General features: G+C 50.2%; 15 protein-coding genes. 12 read left to right on the top strand and 3 right to left on the bottom strand.

Annotated features, from left to right (window positions below; all coding sequences use genetic code 11):
- Positions 1–177: 177 nt before the first annotated feature.
- The gene (locus tag ACQ4MZ_RS14835) at positions 178–354 is read right to left on the bottom strand and encodes a DUF6496 domain-containing protein (RefSeq protein WP_012779878.1); all 177 of its coding nucleotides are present in this window, start codon (positions 352–354) and stop codon (positions 178–180) included.
- A 119-nt stretch (positions 355–473) separates the two neighbouring features.
- On the opposite strand from ACQ4MZ_RS14835, the gene ACQ4MZ_RS14830 reads away from it, so the two are divergent.
- The 4 genes from ACQ4MZ_RS14830 to ACQ4MZ_RS14815 all read left to right on the top strand — a co-directional run bounded on the left by ACQ4MZ_RS14830 (position 474) and on the right by ACQ4MZ_RS14815 (position 3,183).
- Complete coding sequence (locus ACQ4MZ_RS14830; RefSeq protein WP_430845854.1) at positions 474–1,814, top strand: amidohydrolase family protein; 1,341 nt, start codon at positions 474–476, stop codon at positions 1,812–1,814.
- 7 nt (positions 1,815–1,821) lie between these two features.
- The gene (locus tag ACQ4MZ_RS14825) at positions 1,822–2,130 is read left to right on the top strand and encodes a DUF6922 domain-containing protein (protein ID WP_430845853.1); all 309 of its coding nucleotides are present in this window, start codon (positions 1,822–1,824) and stop codon (positions 2,128–2,130) included.
- Between the two features lie 148 nt (positions 2,131–2,278).
- Positions 2,279–2,788 (top strand): cupin, encoded by a 510-nt coding sequence (locus tag ACQ4MZ_RS14820; protein WP_430845852.1) that lies wholly within the window; start codon positions 2,279–2,281, stop codon positions 2,786–2,788.
- A gap of 26 nt (positions 2,789–2,814) precedes the next feature.
- The gene (locus ACQ4MZ_RS14815) at positions 2,815–3,183 is read left to right on the top strand and encodes a VOC family protein (RefSeq protein ID WP_430845851.1); all 369 of its coding nucleotides are present in this window, start codon (positions 2,815–2,817) and stop codon (positions 3,181–3,183) included.
- A gap of 55 nt (positions 3,184–3,238) precedes the next feature.
- On the opposite strand, the gene ACQ4MZ_RS14810 is transcribed toward ACQ4MZ_RS14815, so the two are convergent.
- Positions 3,239–4,117 (bottom strand): alpha/beta fold hydrolase, encoded by an 879-nt coding sequence (locus tag ACQ4MZ_RS14810; protein WP_430845850.1) that lies wholly within the window; start codon positions 4,115–4,117, stop codon positions 3,239–3,241.
- Positions 4,118–4,400: 283 nt separating this feature from the next.
- On the opposite strand from ACQ4MZ_RS14810, the gene ACQ4MZ_RS14805 reads away from it, so the two are divergent.
- From ACQ4MZ_RS14805 to ACQ4MZ_RS14770, 8 genes are all read left to right on the top strand, one after another.
- The gene (locus ACQ4MZ_RS14805; RefSeq protein WP_430845849.1) at positions 4,401–5,444 is read left to right on the top strand and encodes a hypothetical protein; all 1,044 of its coding nucleotides are present in this window, start codon (positions 4,401–4,403) and stop codon (positions 5,442–5,444) included.
- A complete protein-coding gene (locus ACQ4MZ_RS14800; protein ID WP_430845848.1) occupies positions 5,441–6,607 on the top strand; it encodes a glycosyltransferase in 1,167 nt (388 codons plus the stop codon). Before ACQ4MZ_RS14805 ends, ACQ4MZ_RS14800 begins: the two co-directional genes overlap by 4 nt.
- A gap of 29 nt (positions 6,608–6,636) precedes the next feature.
- The gene (locus ACQ4MZ_RS14795; protein WP_430845847.1) at positions 6,637–7,791 is read left to right on the top strand and encodes a glycosyltransferase; all 1,155 of its coding nucleotides are present in this window, start codon (positions 6,637–6,639) and stop codon (positions 7,789–7,791) included.
- Positions 7,792–7,855: 64 nt separating this feature from the next.
- Positions 7,856–8,782: a glycosyltransferase family 2 protein gene (locus tag ACQ4MZ_RS14790; RefSeq protein ID WP_430845846.1), complete on the top strand. Its 927-nt coding sequence runs from the start codon at positions 7,856–7,858 to the stop codon at positions 8,780–8,782.
- Positions 8,739–9,305, top strand: coding sequence for a putative colanic acid biosynthesis acetyltransferase (locus tag ACQ4MZ_RS14785; RefSeq protein ID WP_430845845.1), 567 nt, complete (start codon positions 8,739–8,741; stop codon positions 9,303–9,305). Before ACQ4MZ_RS14790 ends, ACQ4MZ_RS14785 begins: the two co-directional genes overlap by 44 nt.
- Positions 9,302–10,045, top strand: a complete 744-nt coding sequence (locus ACQ4MZ_RS14780) for a glycosyltransferase family 2 protein (RefSeq protein WP_430845844.1) — start codon at positions 9,302–9,304, stop codon at positions 10,043–10,045. The genes ACQ4MZ_RS14785 and ACQ4MZ_RS14780 overlap by 4 nt, the downstream gene beginning before the upstream one ends.
- Before the next feature lie 148 nt (positions 10,046–10,193).
- The gene (locus ACQ4MZ_RS14775) at positions 10,194–11,384 is read left to right on the top strand and encodes an MraY family glycosyltransferase (RefSeq protein WP_430845843.1); all 1,191 of its coding nucleotides are present in this window, start codon (positions 10,194–10,196) and stop codon (positions 11,382–11,384) included.
- Between the two features lie 116 nt (positions 11,385–11,500).
- Positions 11,501–13,774, top strand: coding sequence for an NADP-dependent malic enzyme (locus ACQ4MZ_RS14770; protein ID WP_430845842.1), 2,274 nt, complete (start codon positions 11,501–11,503; stop codon positions 13,772–13,774).
- 74 nt (positions 13,775–13,848) lie between these two features.
- On the opposite strand, the gene ACQ4MZ_RS14765 is transcribed toward ACQ4MZ_RS14770, so the two are convergent.
- Entirely contained in the window at positions 13,849–15,711 is a 1,863-nt protein-coding gene (locus tag ACQ4MZ_RS14765) for a glycoside hydrolase family 2 protein (protein ID WP_430845841.1), read from the bottom strand.
- Positions 15,712–15,808 lie beyond the last annotated feature (97 nt).

Genomic DNA, 15,808 nt, shown 5'->3' with positions numbered 1-15,808 from the left:
AGTAGTGTCCGTACAATATAGCAGTTATTCGACTATTTTAAGGATTATAAGCCCACGTTAGAATTAATTTTATCGAATGCGAATGTCAATTCCCCACCCGCATCTTTCACTTTACATTATTTACAAAAAAGCCCCCTTTCCGGACTATGGAAAAAGGGCTTTATGCTTAATACGCTGCTAGTCTTTCTTTTTAGGGACTTTCGCACCTTCCTTGCGGGCTTCGGATAAACCGATGGCGATGGCTTGTTTTTTAGAAGTCACCTTTTTTCCTGAACCGGATTTCAGCTTTCCTTCTTTTTGCTCATGCAAGGCTTCCTCCACCTTTTCACCAGCTTTTTTCGAATATTTAGCCATGATATTATTCTTTAGGTGTTGATGTTTTTTAATTTTCGCACCTGCCCGGCGCGACTTTTTACTTCATCAAAATATGTACCAATGCACCTGATCCTATTCAAATCCCAGATCTATTAATCATGAAGAAATTATTATTTCTATTTCAAATAATCGGCATCCTGCTCCCGGCCGGGTTATCCGCCCAAAATACCGGTTCGATCCTGCTCAAAAACGCCACGGTGATTGACGGCACGGGTTCCGTACCGCAGTCCCAAACCGATATCCTGATCACCGCCGGGCAGATCGCCGCCATTCAAAAAGGGATTAGAACCAATGGTGCCCACGAAATCGATTTGAACGGCAAAACCGTCATGCCCTCGCTCATCTGCGCCCACGCGCACGTGGGAACGCTTAAAGGCACGACGTCGTCTGCCGACAACTACACCCGCGAAAACCTGCTGCGGCACCTGAAAAAATACGAAGATTACGGCGTCAGCGCCGTGTTGGCCTTGGGTACCGACCGTCCGCTGATATTCAACGGCTTTATCGACTCCACCCAGGCTGGGCTGCTCCCGGGAGCAAGGCTGTATTCGGCAGGCTACGGCTTCAACACGCCCGATCCGAATCCCGGCTCATGGATGAACCTGTTGCTGCGCCCCACCACGCCCGAAGATGTCCCGGCGATGATGGAAAAGCTGGCTGCGGTAAAGCCCACAGTCGTGAAGATCTGGGTCGACGATCACGGCGGCCATGCACAAAAAATGAAACCTGAGATCTACCAGGCCATTATCCGCGAGGCACACAAACACAACATCCGCGTAGCTGCCCACCTCTTCTACCTCGAAGACGCTCGCAAACTCACCGAAGCGGGAATAGACATCATCGCCCACAGCATCCGCGACAAGGAAGTAGACCAGAGCCTGCTGACCAAAATGAGGCAGAAAAACGTGACTTACATACCTACGTTGTCCCTGGACGAGTATCAGTTTGCCTACGCCGGCAATCCCGAATGGATCAACGACCCATTTTTCAAAGCCTCGCTCGAACCGGGTGTTTTCGAAATGATCACCGACAAGGCTTATGCCGAGAAAATCAGGAATTCGCCGGATTACCAGCGCAATATGTCGGCATTCAAAACGGCGATGATCAATTTGAAGAAAATCCACGACGCAGGCATCAATGTAGCTCTCGGCACCGATTCCGGCGCGTTCCCTGTTCGCACGCAGGGCTTTACGGAGCATTTGGAAATGGAGCTGATGGTAAAAGCCGGCCTCACACCTGCGCAAGCCATCACGATCAGCACCCGCAATGCGGCCGCCGCGTTGCACATCGACCAGGAAAAAGGCACCCTCGAAAAAGGCAAAAAAGCCGACCTGCTCATCCTCTCCGCCAATCCTCTCGACGACATCCGGAACACAAGAAAGATCGAATCCGTTTGGAAGGAAGGAAAAGAGGTGAGTAAAGGGCCTGTGAAAAACTGACAGCAAAATGGAAAACTCTTTGATGGTTAAGCCTACAATATCCAGAGCCGCATTCTGGGATGTCGATTTCGATCAAATCGACTTTCAGGAAAAGGACTTATTTGTAATGGAAAAAGTCCCCAACTACGGAACTTGGGACGATTTTATTAATGTAATCCGGTTTTATGGGGTCAATCGGTTCAAGAAACGGATCATTTTTGCTGCGTATCTCAAAAAGGATGTTCTCAATTTCATTTGTGTCGCATTCGACCTCCATATAAACGATTTCAAAAGTTACACAAGGAGACAGTCGCAGAATCAACCCTGGAACTTTTGAGACTTGTGTACTTCGAGGACGCCGATCCTCAAGAGGATCCCATTGATTTGTTAAACGTCACCTGGTTGGAAGTAAAAGCAAGCCTCCGGGACCATGTCAGGAATTATACACGTAGCTTTTTGGAGTAACCATAACACACCACGTAACCATGAACATCACACAACCGCACACATACCAGTTCCAGGACGACGGCAGCATTCCCAACAGCAAATATCCGCTGCTGGTTTACCATGGCGCTTTCACGGGCAGTGATGAGGAGGGCGCGGCCTGGCTTGAAAGGCGCTTTGCTGAGAACAATTGGACGAATTCATGGCGAAATGGCGTATTTCCCTATCATCATTACCATAGCATCACCCACGAAGTCCTGGGCGTGTACCAGGGCAGCGCATTGCTGCACATGGGCGGGGAGCGTGGCGAAAAGCTGCAAGTGACAGCCGGCGATGTGCTGATAATACCCGCCGGGGTCGGGCACAAGAAACTGGAAGCATCGGCGGATTTCGCAGTAGTAGGAGCTTATCCGGATGGTCGAGATTATGACATTCTCCGCGGTGAACCCGGCGACCGGCCGCGCGCATTGGAAAACATCAGCAAAGTCCCCATTCCACTTTTTGACCCGATTTGGGGCACACAGAAAGGTTTATCCAAAATATGGCGCTAGCTTTGATGCCCAAAACACTCCTTACTATGAACATTAAATTCAAAAGACTGGATCACATTATGCTCTGCATCCCGCCGGGCACCGAGCAGCAGGCACGGGAATTCTATGGCGGAGTATTGGGCCTTGAGGAACTGACTGACCTGGGCTACCCGCTACCCCACGGTGCGATATGGTTCCAGATGGGCGATATCCAGCTGCATATACGGGCGGAGGATGTACACGGTATGTCTCAACGTCACCCGGCATTTGAAGTGGACAATCTGGAAGAAGCCCGTGCGCTGCTTGAAAAGCACGGCATTGCCATTAAAAACGATAGCAAAATCCCCGACCGTAACCGCTTCTCTTTCCGCGACCCATTCGGGAACCGCATCGAACTGATTGAAATGATCGCATAAAAGCGGGGCGCCCCACTGGTACCGCCCCGCATACTTATCATCTGAGTTTTTGATGCTAGGTTGAAATGTCGGTATACGGATTGCTGATCGTCACCACTTCCTGATTGATAAACTGGATCAGGTTCTTGTTCAGCCGCTCCTTGTGCGTCACGAACAGACCGTGCGGCGCACTTTCGTAAACAATATACTCGGCACCTGGCAGCATTTGAGAGGTACGCTCGCTGCTCACGTTAATGGGTACCGTCTTATCATCTTCTCCATGAATAATGAGCACCGGGACATCGAGCAACGATATTTCATTGCGAAAATCGGTGGCGCTGAAACTGCGGATGCATTGCGTAGTAGCGCGCCCTGAACCTTGCAGGGCCAGCATGCTGTGCCATTGCAGCAGTTCATCACTTACCGCATTGTTCAGAAACGCATTTCCATAAAAATCCCTGGCGAAACCTGCCAGAAACTTCGGCCGGTCGTCCTCTATCTCTTTCACAAATCCATCGAACACGCCCTGCGGCACGCCCTCTGGGTTGTCGTCGGTTTTAAGCATATAAGGAAGCACAGTACTGATCAGGACAGCTTTCGAAACCTTGCTGCTGCCATATTTGCTCAGATACCGCACTACTTCGCCTCCACCCATCGAGAACCCGACGAGTGTCACGTCGTCCAGACCCAGCGTGTCGATCACCGATTTAAGGTCGGCGGCAAGCGTGTCGTAGTCGTAGCCATTCCACGGCTTGTCAGACTTTCCGAAGCCACGGCGGTCGTAGCCAATGCAGCGTATCCCGTGTTTAGGTAAAACATTAAACTGATACTCCCACATTTCATGGCTGAGCGGCCAACCCGAAACGAATATGGCGGGTTTGCCCTGCCCTACCTCGTGTACAAAGAGCTTCACCGACTCCGCGTTAATCCCCGTTTTTGATTCTATAAATCTCATGACGCTTCGTTTTTAGGTTTTGACTAATACAAAACTGAAACGCCCCACAATAAAGACTTATGCCAGGTGATTGATCAGCGAACCATCCACCCGGCGTATTCCGGGATTGTCACTATTTTACCGGTGGTTGGGGAGCAATAGGAACACCGGGGAAGAAGGTCGGCAGCAGCGACCATGTCGGATTAAATACCGACTTATTTAGTTAACGAAAACCGAAAAAGCAGTAAATGGAAAAAGTAATCCTAAATTTGCAGTCACTTTCGACGCAGAAGACGTTCACTTGATGTTAAAGTTTGTTTACGGTTTTTTAATAGCTATTGTCATTCTCGCAGGGATTACCGAGGTTGTATTAAGGGTAAAATATGGCTTTTGTAATTCGCCTCTTTATGTATCTGATCCTGATTTTGAATATATATATGCACCTAACCAGGACGTCAAAAGGTTCGGTCAGGTGCTGCGTACCAATAGCCTCTCCATGCGGAATGAGGAGGTACTGCCCACCGATAGCCTCGTGATTCTGCTGATCGGCGATTCGGTGGTCAACGGCGGAAGCCTTACCGATCAGGACAGCATTGCTTCCACCCTGCTCGAAAAACGCTTTTTAAAGGATTTCAACAAGCGGGTGCGGGTGCTGAACATCTCCGCCGGCTCCTGGGGGCCGGATAATATCGCCGCTTACCTCAAAAAATACGGTACTTTCAAGGCCAAACTGATTTGCCTCGTGACGAGCAGCCACGACGCCCACGACATTATGTCCCATCAAAGCCCGGTGGGGATCGATCCCGGATGGCCCGACAAACAATATAAGGTAGCGCTCTATGAACTTTGGGATCGGTACCGCTGGATGTTCTTCTATTTTCTGGATACCCTTTTCCTGACGCCTGAACCGGAGAAAAAGGAAGAGCATATTGCAATTGTAAAAACCGAAGTAACGGACAGCTCGCACGTAGCAGCCGATGCGAAAGCCGCTGAGGACACGGTTGAAGCCAGAAAGCTCAACGAAGCGGGTATCCGCAAGCCGGGTCTGATATTCAACCCGGGTTATGAGCAGCTCTATGAAATCGCCCGGCAGCAGAATATCCCGATGTTCATTTACCTGCATCCGGAAATTTCCGAGATCGACCTCGGCCATTTCAATGACCAGGGGCAGGAGATCATTGCATTTGCCAAAGAAAAGAATATCAGGCTGATAGATGAATTCCAGTTCGGTGTATCGAAGGAACGTTACCGGAAAATGGATGTCGTACATTTCAACAGCAGCGGGCAGGCCTTCCTGGCTGATAACCTGTACCCATTGTTTCAGGAATACCTTAACCTTCGGAAATGATGCGCGTACTGATTGTTCACAACCAATTATGGGCGCATTACAAATCGAAGCTTTTCAGTGAGATCGACCGCGCTATGAAGCGGGCCGATCCGGCCGACGAATTGCTTGTCGCCCAGATCGCATTGTACGAGGCGAGCCGGAAAGTCATGCAAAATGACGATACGATCGTCTACGATTATCCTTACAAGGTCCTTTTCGAGCGAAGCCTCGACCAGGTAGGCTTCGGCGCACGGCGCGAAGCGCTTTTCAGGATCTTCAACGAGTACCGGCCCGATGTACTCAATATCACCGGCTATTTCGACTGGGCGCAGGTACTGCTCATGTTTTATGCGCGCGCAAAAGGTGTGAAAGTGGTGATTTCATCGGAATCTTCCTCCGCGGATCATAACCGTTCCGGTTGGAAAGAGGCGATCAAGAAAGTAATTGTGAGCCGTGCCAATGCATTTTTTTGCTTTGGCAAAACATCGGCGGAATACCTGGAAAGTCTGGGCGTTGCGAAAAGCGCTATCAAAGTGCGCAATGCGGCGGTGATCGATGAGCAGGTAATCCGCCAACGGTACGACGAAGCCCAAAAAGAGCTTCATGCGACTGCGAAGCCTGTTTCAAAGAAATTCGTCTACGTGGGCAGGCTCGCGCCTGAAAAGAACCTGGATACATTAATCCGCGCATTTGACCATACTGTGAGGCAAACCGGCGCCGACTGGCAGCTGCTTTTTGTAGGTGACGGCCCTGAAAAGGAGAATCTGGAAAAGCTGGTGGCCGGTTCCGGTGTTGCCGGTAAGGTCATTTTCGCCGGGGGATTCCCGTGGTACCAGGTGCCGGGCTGGCTGGCACAGAGCGATGTGTTGGTGTTACCCAGCAAATCGGAGCCGTGGGGACTGGTAGTCAATGAGGCGATGGTATGCGGAATGCCCGTGATCGTGTCCGATACCTGCGGGTGCGCGGGCGATCTGGTGCAGGATGGCGTAAACGGTTTCACTTTTAATCACACGCAGCAAGCCGCTTTGGAAAAGCATTTAACGTTTTTCATCCAAAATCCCGACCGCATCGCCGCAATGGGCCAAGAATCTTTGAAATTGATTGCTCCATTCGCATCCGGACCGGTGGCTGTGCAAATGTCCGAAACGTACCGCGACCTGGCCGCCCAAAGACAGGAAGCATAACGAACACAACTATACATTAAAACCCAAGCATGCGAATACTCAATATTTGTGCATATACATGGGCGATCGGGGGCCCGGCCCGCATTATCTATGACCACACTACCGAGGTCGTAAAGCAGGGCCACCAGGTCGATATTCTGAGCCCAATGACACCCGGTGAGAAAATGTACCCCGTGCCCGAGGGCGCGCGACTGATCGCAGTTGCACGTACGACGCCGGTAAGCAACTTTTACCGGGAATTTTCCGTCGAATTGTACAAATACCTGAAAAAGCACATCCACGAGTACGACGTGGTACATATGCACGGGATCTGGCATTTTGGTAGCCTGGCACCGTTCCTGATTCCCTCCAAGGCGGTTAAAGTCGTCACCATCCACGGCCTGCTCGACAAATGGGCGGTCGCGCATAGTAAATGGAAGAAGGACCTGGTGACTTTGTTATACCAAAAAAGGCTGCTTGGTAAAGCCGATCTGATCCAAATCAACAACACGGACGAAGAAGCGGACGTGATCCGTTACCTGGGTTACCGTCCGAAAAACATGGTGATCGTGCCTAATGGCATGAAGCTCGACGAGTATAACCGCGCCAACTTGCCCGCTAAGGGTATTTTCAGGGCTAAACATGGCATTTCACCCGACCAGCAAATGGTACTGTTCCTGGCCAGGCTGAACATTAAGAAAGGCCTTGACCTGCTTTTACCTGCATTTCAGAAAATTCACGAGCAAATACCGGACGCCCAGCTGATATTAGCGGGGCCCGACGACGGTTACCAGGTAGAAACCGAAGATTTTATCCGAAAGCATAACCTCGGAGGCCGCATTAAGCTCGTAGGAATGCTGACCGACACCATCAAAAAAGAGGCATTGGCCGATGCCGATCTATTCGTTTCACCCTCCTATTCCGAAGGATTTTCGATTGCGGTGCTTGAAGCTATGACCTCAGGCGTGCCTGCACTCGTGTCCGACCGCGTAGGTTTCGGCGACTACATTGCGCGCTACGATGCGGCTTACCTGACCCCGCTGACCAGCGATGGCGTGGCGGATGGCCTTCTTAAAATATTACAAGACAAGCCTTATGCGGAAGGTATCGCAAATCGAGCTTACAAGATGGTAACTGAAAATTTTGACATCCGCGTGGTTGCCAACCAGCTATTGGAAGAATACAAGAGAGTTCAAAAAAAGTAACTACATTTGCTATCGAATGTAACCGCTGACCGGCGCCGGGATACAGGTCTGTTTTAATTCAAATATGGTCGATTTATCAGTCATCATTTTAACGCACAACGAATCCAAGCACATCGGCCGGTGCATTCAAAGCCTGTTACAGGTTACCGACAAGATTTTCATCGTCGATTCGTATTCCACCGATGATACGGTGGCAATCGCCGAAAGCCTCGGCGCTATCGTGGTACAAAATCCCTGGGTTTCCTACGCTTTCCAGTTCAATTTCGGCATCCGGAATAACCCGTTCCAGACGGAATGGCTCATGCGCATGGACGCAGACGAGTACATCACGCCTGAGCTCGCGCAGGAGCTGAATCTTTCGATGCGCAACATTCAGCAAGACGTATCAGGCCTCTACGTGAAACGCCGGGTCATTTTTATGGAAAAATGGATCCGACGGGGCGGGTACTACCCGATCTGGCTGCTGCGCGTGTGGCGGCGCGGGCTAGGCGTTTGCGAGGAACTGTGGATGGACGAACATATCAAACTCAGCAGTGGCACCACCGCTCAATTGCAGTACGATATCGTCGATCATAACCTTAATAACCTCACCTGGTGGACCCAAAAGCATAACAATTATGCAATCCGCGAGGTCATCGACCTGTTGAACATTAAATATAACTTTGATAGCAAAGAGACTGTGGAGCCCAGTTTCTGGGGAAGCCAGGAGCAGCGTACACGTTTCCTGAAAATCAAATATGCCAATATGCCGCTGTTTACGAGGCCGTTTATCTACTTTACATACAGGTACTTCGTTAAATTGGGCTTCCTGGATGGAACGAAGGGGCTCATATGGCACGTTTTACAGGGGTTTTGGTACCGTTTTCTGGTGGATGCCAAGATTTACGAAGTGTATCACCGTGTAGGACGCGACAAGGAAGCTATTATATCACATTTCAGGACGGAATATGGAAAAGACCTCAGAAACCCAAACCAATCTGTCCGTTTATAACAACGACTGGTATAATCCGGGCGGCTATCCGAAGCTGGTGATATGGTATTTGCTGAACCGTTTGTTCATCCACACACATATTCCCTACCCTTCGGCATTCAAGGTGGCACTGCTCCGTTTGTTCGGCGCGAAGATCGGCAAGGGGGTGGTAATCAAGCCTAAAGTGAATGTGAAATACCCCTGGTTCCTGCAAATAGGCGACCACGTATGGATCGGCGAGAATGTGTGGATCGACAACCTCACATTGGTGACTATTGAATCAAACGCATGCCTGTCGCAGGGAGCGATGCTTCTGACGGGTAACCATAATTATAGAAAAAGCACTTTTGACCTGATAGTGAAGCCCATAACGCTTGGCGCAGGCTCCTGGATCGGTGCGCAGGCGACAGTTTGCCCGGGCGTCCAAGTAGGCTCCCATGCGTTGCTGACCGTCGGATCGGTGGCTACAAGCCATATGGAGCCTTATGGAATTTACCAGGGAAATCCTGCGAAATACATCAAAACAAGAACTATAACCAATTGAAAGTAAGCATACTTACTGTTGTATATAATGGCGCGGCCACGATCCGCTACTGCATTGAATCCGTGCTCGGACAGGATTATCCGGATATCGAGTACATCGTCGTGGACGGAAACTCCAAGGACGGGACCCAGGAAATCGTGCGGTCATACGGTGAAAAAATCGCCCGTTTTTTGAGTGAACCCGACGCCGGAATTTACGATGCCATGAACAAAGGCATACAATTAGCAACCGGTGACATCATAGGAATCCTGAATGCCGACGATTTTTACGCGTATCCGTCGGTAATCAGTGAAGTGGCCGGAGTGCTGGCATCCAGCAACGCCGACGCTTCCTATGGCGATTTGGAATATATTGACGCGAACGATGCAACGGTGGTGCGCAGAAAGTGGGTCTCTGGTGCTTATAAAGTGGGTGCGTTTCTGAACGGATGGATGCCGCCACACCCCACCTTTTTCGTCAGGAAAGAGGTCTACAACACACACGGGCACTTTCGCCTTGATCTGGGAAGCGCAGCAGATTACGAACTGATGCTGCGGTTTGTACATCGTGAAAACATCAAGCTTGCTTACCTGCCCAAGGTCCTGGTGAAAATGCGGGCGGGCGGAGTCAGCAACAGCACACTAAAGAACCGTATCGCGGCCAACCGCAACGACCGGCTGGCCTGGAAAGTCAACAATCTGAAACCGCGGTTTTATACTTTGTGGTTAAAACCTTTAAGAAAAATTATACAATTTATTTAGGGCCGGAAAGTCAACGCAAGTACCTTAAACCAGATAGTAAATATTTTGATATTCAGGCATTTGCATATTTCAATTATTGATTTATATTTCGACATTTGATTTGGATTTTTCGATCCGTCCTCAACGCACTTCCTAATTTGACAGGCACATGGAACTACAACTACCTCTGCAAATATTGACTGAAGGAAACGTCAATACGCTTGTCCATCACGACATTTATCAATGCCTTCTTTCCTTTTTGATCGGATGCTTTCTTTCGATCATTTCGATACCGATTATCATTAACCTCTCCAACCTGCTGCATTTGACTGCAAAGCCGGGTTTCAGGAGCTCACATGAGACGGAAACGCCCACTTTAGGGGGCATTGCCATATTTGCAGCCACGCTGATTGCCTACTTCCTGTGGCCGCATTCGGAGAATATCCTCGATTCGAACCTGATCAGCCTGGCCATGACAGGTGTGATCATTCTGTTCTTCCTTGGGATTAAGGATGATATCCTGGCAGTGGACCCGACCAAGAAGCTCATTATCCAGATTTTTGCGTCGCTGATCCTTGTTGCGATGGGTAACTTCAAGGTCGATAATTTTTACGGTATCTTCGGCATTCACGGCGTTTCGGACTTTATCAGCATCCCGCTTACCGTTTTCATATTCATCGCGATTATCAATGCGATCAACCTCATCGACGGGATCGACGGTCTGGCAGGTGGTATCAGCCTCATCGCCGGCCTCGGGTTCGGGATCTGGTTTATCGCCAACGATCATTTCTCGTTCGGCTGCCTCGCATTTGCGATGTCGGGTTCGCTACTTGGTTTCCTTCGTTTCAATTTTTCCAAAACCAGCAAGATTTTCATGGGCGACACCGGTTCGCTGATCGTCGGCTACCTGCTTTCGATCTTCGCAGTGGAATTCCTCTCGCTCAATGTCGGTTACCTGCACGATCCTAATGCTTATTTCAATGCGCCGATTATCGTTATGGTACTGCTCATTGTACCGATTTTCGATACGCTGCGGGTCTTTATTGTCCGTATTTTCAAAGGCGGCTCGCCATTTGTCGCCGACCGTAACCACATGCACCATATTCTGATCGACAACGGCCTGAACCACTTCTGGGCATCGTTCACCCTCTGGATGGTGACTATCGTGAATACGGCATTGTTTTTCACATTCCATGGCGACATTACCAATACGGCTTCGCTGTACATTTACATCGGCATGTTCGGATTGTACATGGTGTTTGCCTATTTTCTCAAAAAACGCATTGCTTCGGTCAAAGAGCGTAAAAAATTGGTCAAAAGCCCATCATTGGCCGACGACGACCTCTCCACTTTCCAATAAATGATGTAACCGCGTGTCTCAAAAAAACCGCAATGAAATTCTCGCGAATACCTTCTGAGAATTCATTGCGATGAACCGATTGTTTGTACCTTGCACGAAACATCGTCAACTTAAGTATGAACAAAAAGATTAGAAAAGAAGACGCGCTGTACTACCATTCCAAGGGTAGGCCAGGAAAAATACAGGTTATCCCCACCAAAGAAACGAGTACCCAACGCGACCTTTCGCTTGCCTATTCGCCCGGAGTGGCAGAGCCTTGTCTGGAAATCGCGGATAATGTAGAAAACGCTTATCAATACACCGCCAAGGGCAATCTGGTAGCTGTTATCAGCAACGGTACCGCTGTACTTGGCTTGGGTGATATCGGTCCGGAAGCTTCAAAACCTGTGATGGAAGGAAAAGGGCTGCTCTTTAAAATATATGCGGATATCGACGTTTTCGACATAGAACTCAACACCAAAGACGTCGACGAGTTTGTCAGAACGGTCAAGATACTCGAACCTACTTTCGGCGGTGTCAACCTCGAAGACATCAAGGCCCCTGAATGTTTTGATATTGAAGCCCGACTTAAAAAAGAGCTCAATATCCCCGTCATGCACGACGACCAGCATGGAACAGCGATTATCAGCGCCGCAGCCATGCTGAATGCATTAGTGCTCGTCGACAAAAAGATCGAAGATATCCGCGTGGTCGTCTCGGGCGCGGGTGCCTCCGCGGTATCGTGTACGAAGCTTTACCTCGCATTGGGCGCCAGTCCGAAGAACATCGCTATGTTCGATACCAAAGGCCACATCCACAACGGCCGGACCGATTTGAGCGATATGAAAAAGCAATTCGCGACAGATAAGGCATACGAATCACTGGAAGAAGCCATGGTAGGCGCCGACCTGTTCCTGGGGCTTTCCACCGCCAATATCGTTTCGAAGGAAATGGTAAAATCCATGGCGAAAGACCCGATCGTGCTCGCAATGGCTAACCCCAACCCTGAAATTCCTTATCCCGACGCGGTGGAAGCACGTGAAGACGTGATCATGGCTACCGGCCGCTCCGATTATCCGAACCAGGTGAACAACGTGCTGGGCTTCCCGTACATATTCAGGGGCGCGCTCGACGTACGCGCGACGGAAATCAACGAGGAAATGAAACTCGCAGCCGTGCACGCCCTGGCCGATCTGGCCAAAAAGCCGGTTCCGGACATCGTAAATCTGGCTTACAATGAAACCAATATCGTTTTTGGTAAAAACTATATTATTCCCAAACCGGTAGACCCCCGCTTGCTGACGACCGTGGCCCCTGCTGTGGCGAAAGCCGCGATTGAAACCGGCGTGGCGCGCAGGGTAATCACCGACTGGGATGCTTACGAACAGGAACTTTCGAGCCGTTTGGGACTCAACGAGCAGATTTCGCGCGTGATCCTCAACAAAGCGAAGCTCGCGCCTAAAAAGGTGGTTTTTGCAGATGCGGAAAACATCCAGGTATTGCGCGCCGCTCAGCAGGTACGCGACGAAGGTATCGCAACCCCTATTCTGCTCGGTAATAAAGAAACCATCCAGCATTTAATCCGCGAAAGCAAGCTTGACCTGGCCGACGTGTCGATCATCGACCCTCGTGCGCCGGAGAGCGAGCCGATGATCGAAAAATATGCTGCGAAACTGTTCGAAAAGCGCCAAAGAAAAGGCCTCACGCCGATCGAAGCGCGCCGTACGATGTATTTCAAAAGCTATTTCGGCTCGATGATGGTCGAAAACGGCGAAGCGGACGCGTTCATTTCGGGTCTCACAAGGACCTACCCCGACACGATCCGCCCCGCGCTGCAAGTGATCGGTAAGCAGGAAGGCGTCAACAAAGTGGCCGGTATGTATATTTTGCTCACACCGAAAGGCCCCTTGTTCTTCTCCGACACGACCGTGAACCTCGATCCGACTGTCGATGATATCGTGGAAATCACCGAACTGACTGCGAAGGCCGTAGAGCGTTTCAACATCCAGCCGCGCATTGCATTGGTAACCTATGCCAATTACGGCAGTGCCAAAGGCGCCGACGCCGAAAAAATGCGGGATGCGACCGCGATCCTGAAAAAACGTAACCCGTCGATGATTGTGGAAGGGGAATTGCAGGCGCACCTTGCATTCAATACCGCCTTGTTAAAGGAAAATCACCCGTTCAGCGATTTGGTGGACGGCGGCGCGAATACCTTGATTTTCCCGAATCTTTCGGCCAGTAACATTGCTTACAACCTGCTGAAAGAAGCTGCGGAACTCGAAACGATCGGACCAATCCTGCTGGGCCTGAAAAAGCCGGTACACGTGCTGCAATTGGGCAGCTCGGTGCGGGAAATCGTGAACATGGTGGCGATTGCCGTCGTGGAAGCGCAGATGAAAGGCAAGTAACGTTTTTTTGATATTGTTAAAATTAAAATAGCCCGGATCGCTCCGGGCTATTTTGCTTGAATGCGTTACCTGATTTACGGTTTCAACTTCACAAATGAAGGATCATAAAGTTTAGAATGGATCTGCTTCAACTTCGTCTCAGGGAATTTAACCACCTTGCGATCGTAAGTCATCAAACCATTGGTCTCCACTTCCACATCGGTCGTCTGCGTGTAAACCGCCGCTGAAAGCCCCTTTTTAATCAAAGGTTCGAAACGGTCGATAAACGTCGCATAACGGTTATAGAGCTCCTCCTGATTTTTAAAACTCTGATAACCCCAGTTATCTTTTTGCTGCCAAACGTGCTGATCCACTGGCAAGCCGAGGCCACCAAATTCTCCCAAAACAATAATTTGCTTCTGACCAAACAAATCGGGGCGCGGCATGACCGGCGCGGGATAGTTGTGCAAATCGATAATGTGCCCTACCGGCTCGAAGTTTCCGCCGCTGGCGCTGTTTACCAGGCGCGAGGGGTCGTACTGCATGGTCCAGTTAGTGATCTCAGCCGTTTTAAATTGTCCCCACGCCTCGTTGAACGGCACCCAAACGACGATTGACGGGAAGAAACGGTTGGCATCCATAATGGCCTTCCATTCTGTTTTGTAAATATTTTCAGATTCCGGCGTACGTTTTTTGTCGGTTTCGTTGCCTGTAATTCCCGGACGCATTTCCCAGTTATTACCCAGGTCACCGCTCGGCATATCCTGCCATACGAGCATTCCAAGCTCATCACAATAGCGGTACCATCTCGCGGGCTCCACTTTCACGTGTTTGCGGATCATGTTGAAGCCCATTTCCTTAGTTTTCAGAATATCGAACTTCAATGCCTCGTCGGTAGGCGCGGTGTAGAGGCCATCCGGCCACCAGCCCTGGTCGAGCGGGCCATATTGGAAAAGGAACTTGTTGTTCAGCGTCATGCGCTGAACGCCGTTCTCATCCACCTGAACCCCTATTTTACGCATAGCGGCGTAGCTTTTCACCTCGTCCACCGGCTTTCCATTACGGGTAAGCGTCACCGTCAGATTGTAGAGGTTCGGAGAGTCCGGCGACCAGAGTTTCGCATCGCTGATGTTCAGCGTAGCAGACTGGTTGGCCGCTACCTCCTGTTCAGCTACTTTATTTACGCCGTCCCAGGCAGTAATTTTCACTTTATCAGCCGCTCCTGCGCTTGCAACTTCTGTATTTACGGTTAAAGTTTGTTTATCAATGTCGGCCACCGGTGTGACTTTCGTAATATGGCTTGTTGCAACCGTTTCCAGCCAAACCGTCTGCCAGATACCGGTAACCGGCGTGTACCAGATCCCATGCGGATTCTTGATCTGCTTGCCGCGCGGCTGCGGGCCGTCGCTGCTCGGGTCCCACACTTTCACGGCGATTTCCTGCTGCTTTTTCTTCACAAGCAGGTCGGTAATATCAAAGCTGAACGGATCGTAACCGCCCTGATGGCTTCCGGCAGGTTTGCCGTTCACGAATACTTCGGCTTTCCAGTCGACGGCTCCGAAATGGATCAACACGCGCTGGTCTTTCAGTTTCGGTACAAAATCGATTAAGCGCTGGTACCAGAGAATGCTATCTTTGCCCACAGTTCTGCCCACGCCCGACAATGCGGACTCAACGGCAAACGGGACTAATATCTTACCATCGAAGCTGGAAGGTTTGGTATCGCCGGCGCTTTGGGGAACGATCGCGTAGTTCCACAGACCATTGATATTCTGCCAATTCGGTCGTACCATTTGCGGACGGGGATATTCGGGAAGCGGGTTTGCTGCCACCACCTTTTCCGCCCAGGGCGTTACGATCCTGCCTTGCACATACTTCCAATCAGCGGTTTGCTGCGCATGAGCCGGACCATACAGGCTGCCCAGAAGAACTCCCAGGCCAAGCACTACTTTTTTCATCAGTTTTCGGTTTTTTAATAAATTTTAATCAGAACTACCAAAAGTAGCGGTAGAATGTGCTCTACTGCTAAAAAAAAGCACTTTTCGCGCATTCTAC

It is taken from the genome of Dyadobacter sp. BHUBP1, assembly GCF_050587785.1.
Classification (GTDB): domain Bacteria; phylum Bacteroidota; class Bacteroidia; order Cytophagales; family Spirosomataceae; genus Dyadobacter.
The sequence above is the reverse complement of the archived record's forward strand: the minus strand, read 5'-3'. Positions and strand labels throughout refer to the sequence as shown.

Coding starts and splice junctions, on each gene's coding strand:
- ACQ4MZ_RS14775 (WP_430845843.1), top strand. CDS start 10,194: ATGGAACTACAACTACCTCTGCAAATATTGACTGAAGGAAACGTCAAT.
- ACQ4MZ_RS14815 (WP_430845851.1), top strand. CDS start 2,815: ATGAACATTAAATTCAAAAGACTGGATCACATTATGCTCTGCATCCCG.
- ACQ4MZ_RS14790 (WP_430845846.1), top strand. CDS start 7,856: ATGGTCGATTTATCAGTCATCATTTTAACGCACAACGAATCCAAGCAC.
- ACQ4MZ_RS14785 (WP_430845845.1), top strand. CDS start 8,739: ATGGAAAAGACCTCAGAAACCCAAACCAATCTGTCCGTTTATAACAAC.
- ACQ4MZ_RS14805 (WP_430845849.1), top strand. CDS start 4,401: ATGTTAAAGTTTGTTTACGGTTTTTTAATAGCTATTGTCATTCTCGCA.
- ACQ4MZ_RS14800 (WP_430845848.1), top strand. CDS start 5,441: ATGATGCGCGTACTGATTGTTCACAACCAATTATGGGCGCATTACAAA.
- ACQ4MZ_RS14795 (WP_430845847.1), top strand. CDS start 6,637: ATGCGAATACTCAATATTTGTGCATATACATGGGCGATCGGGGGCCCG.
- ACQ4MZ_RS14810 (WP_430845850.1), bottom strand. CDS start 4,117: ATGAGATTTATAGAATCAAAAACGGGGATTAACGCGGAGTCGGTGAAG.
- ACQ4MZ_RS14770 (WP_430845842.1), top strand. CDS start 11,501: ATGAACAAAAAGATTAGAAAAGAAGACGCGCTGTACTACCATTCCAAG.
- ACQ4MZ_RS14765 (WP_430845841.1), bottom strand. CDS start 15,711: ATGAAAAAAGTAGTGCTTGGCCTGGGAGTTCTTCTGGGCAGCCTGTAT.
- ACQ4MZ_RS14820 (WP_430845852.1), top strand. CDS start 2,279: ATGAACATCACACAACCGCACACATACCAGTTCCAGGACGACGGCAGC.
- ACQ4MZ_RS14825 (WP_430845853.1), top strand. CDS start 1,822: ATGGAAAACTCTTTGATGGTTAAGCCTACAATATCCAGAGCCGCATTC.
- ACQ4MZ_RS14835 (WP_012779878.1), bottom strand. CDS start 354: ATGGCTAAATATTCGAAAAAAGCTGGTGAAAAGGTGGAGGAAGCCTTG.
- ACQ4MZ_RS14830 (WP_430845854.1), top strand. CDS start 474: ATGAAGAAATTATTATTTCTATTTCAAATAATCGGCATCCTGCTCCCG.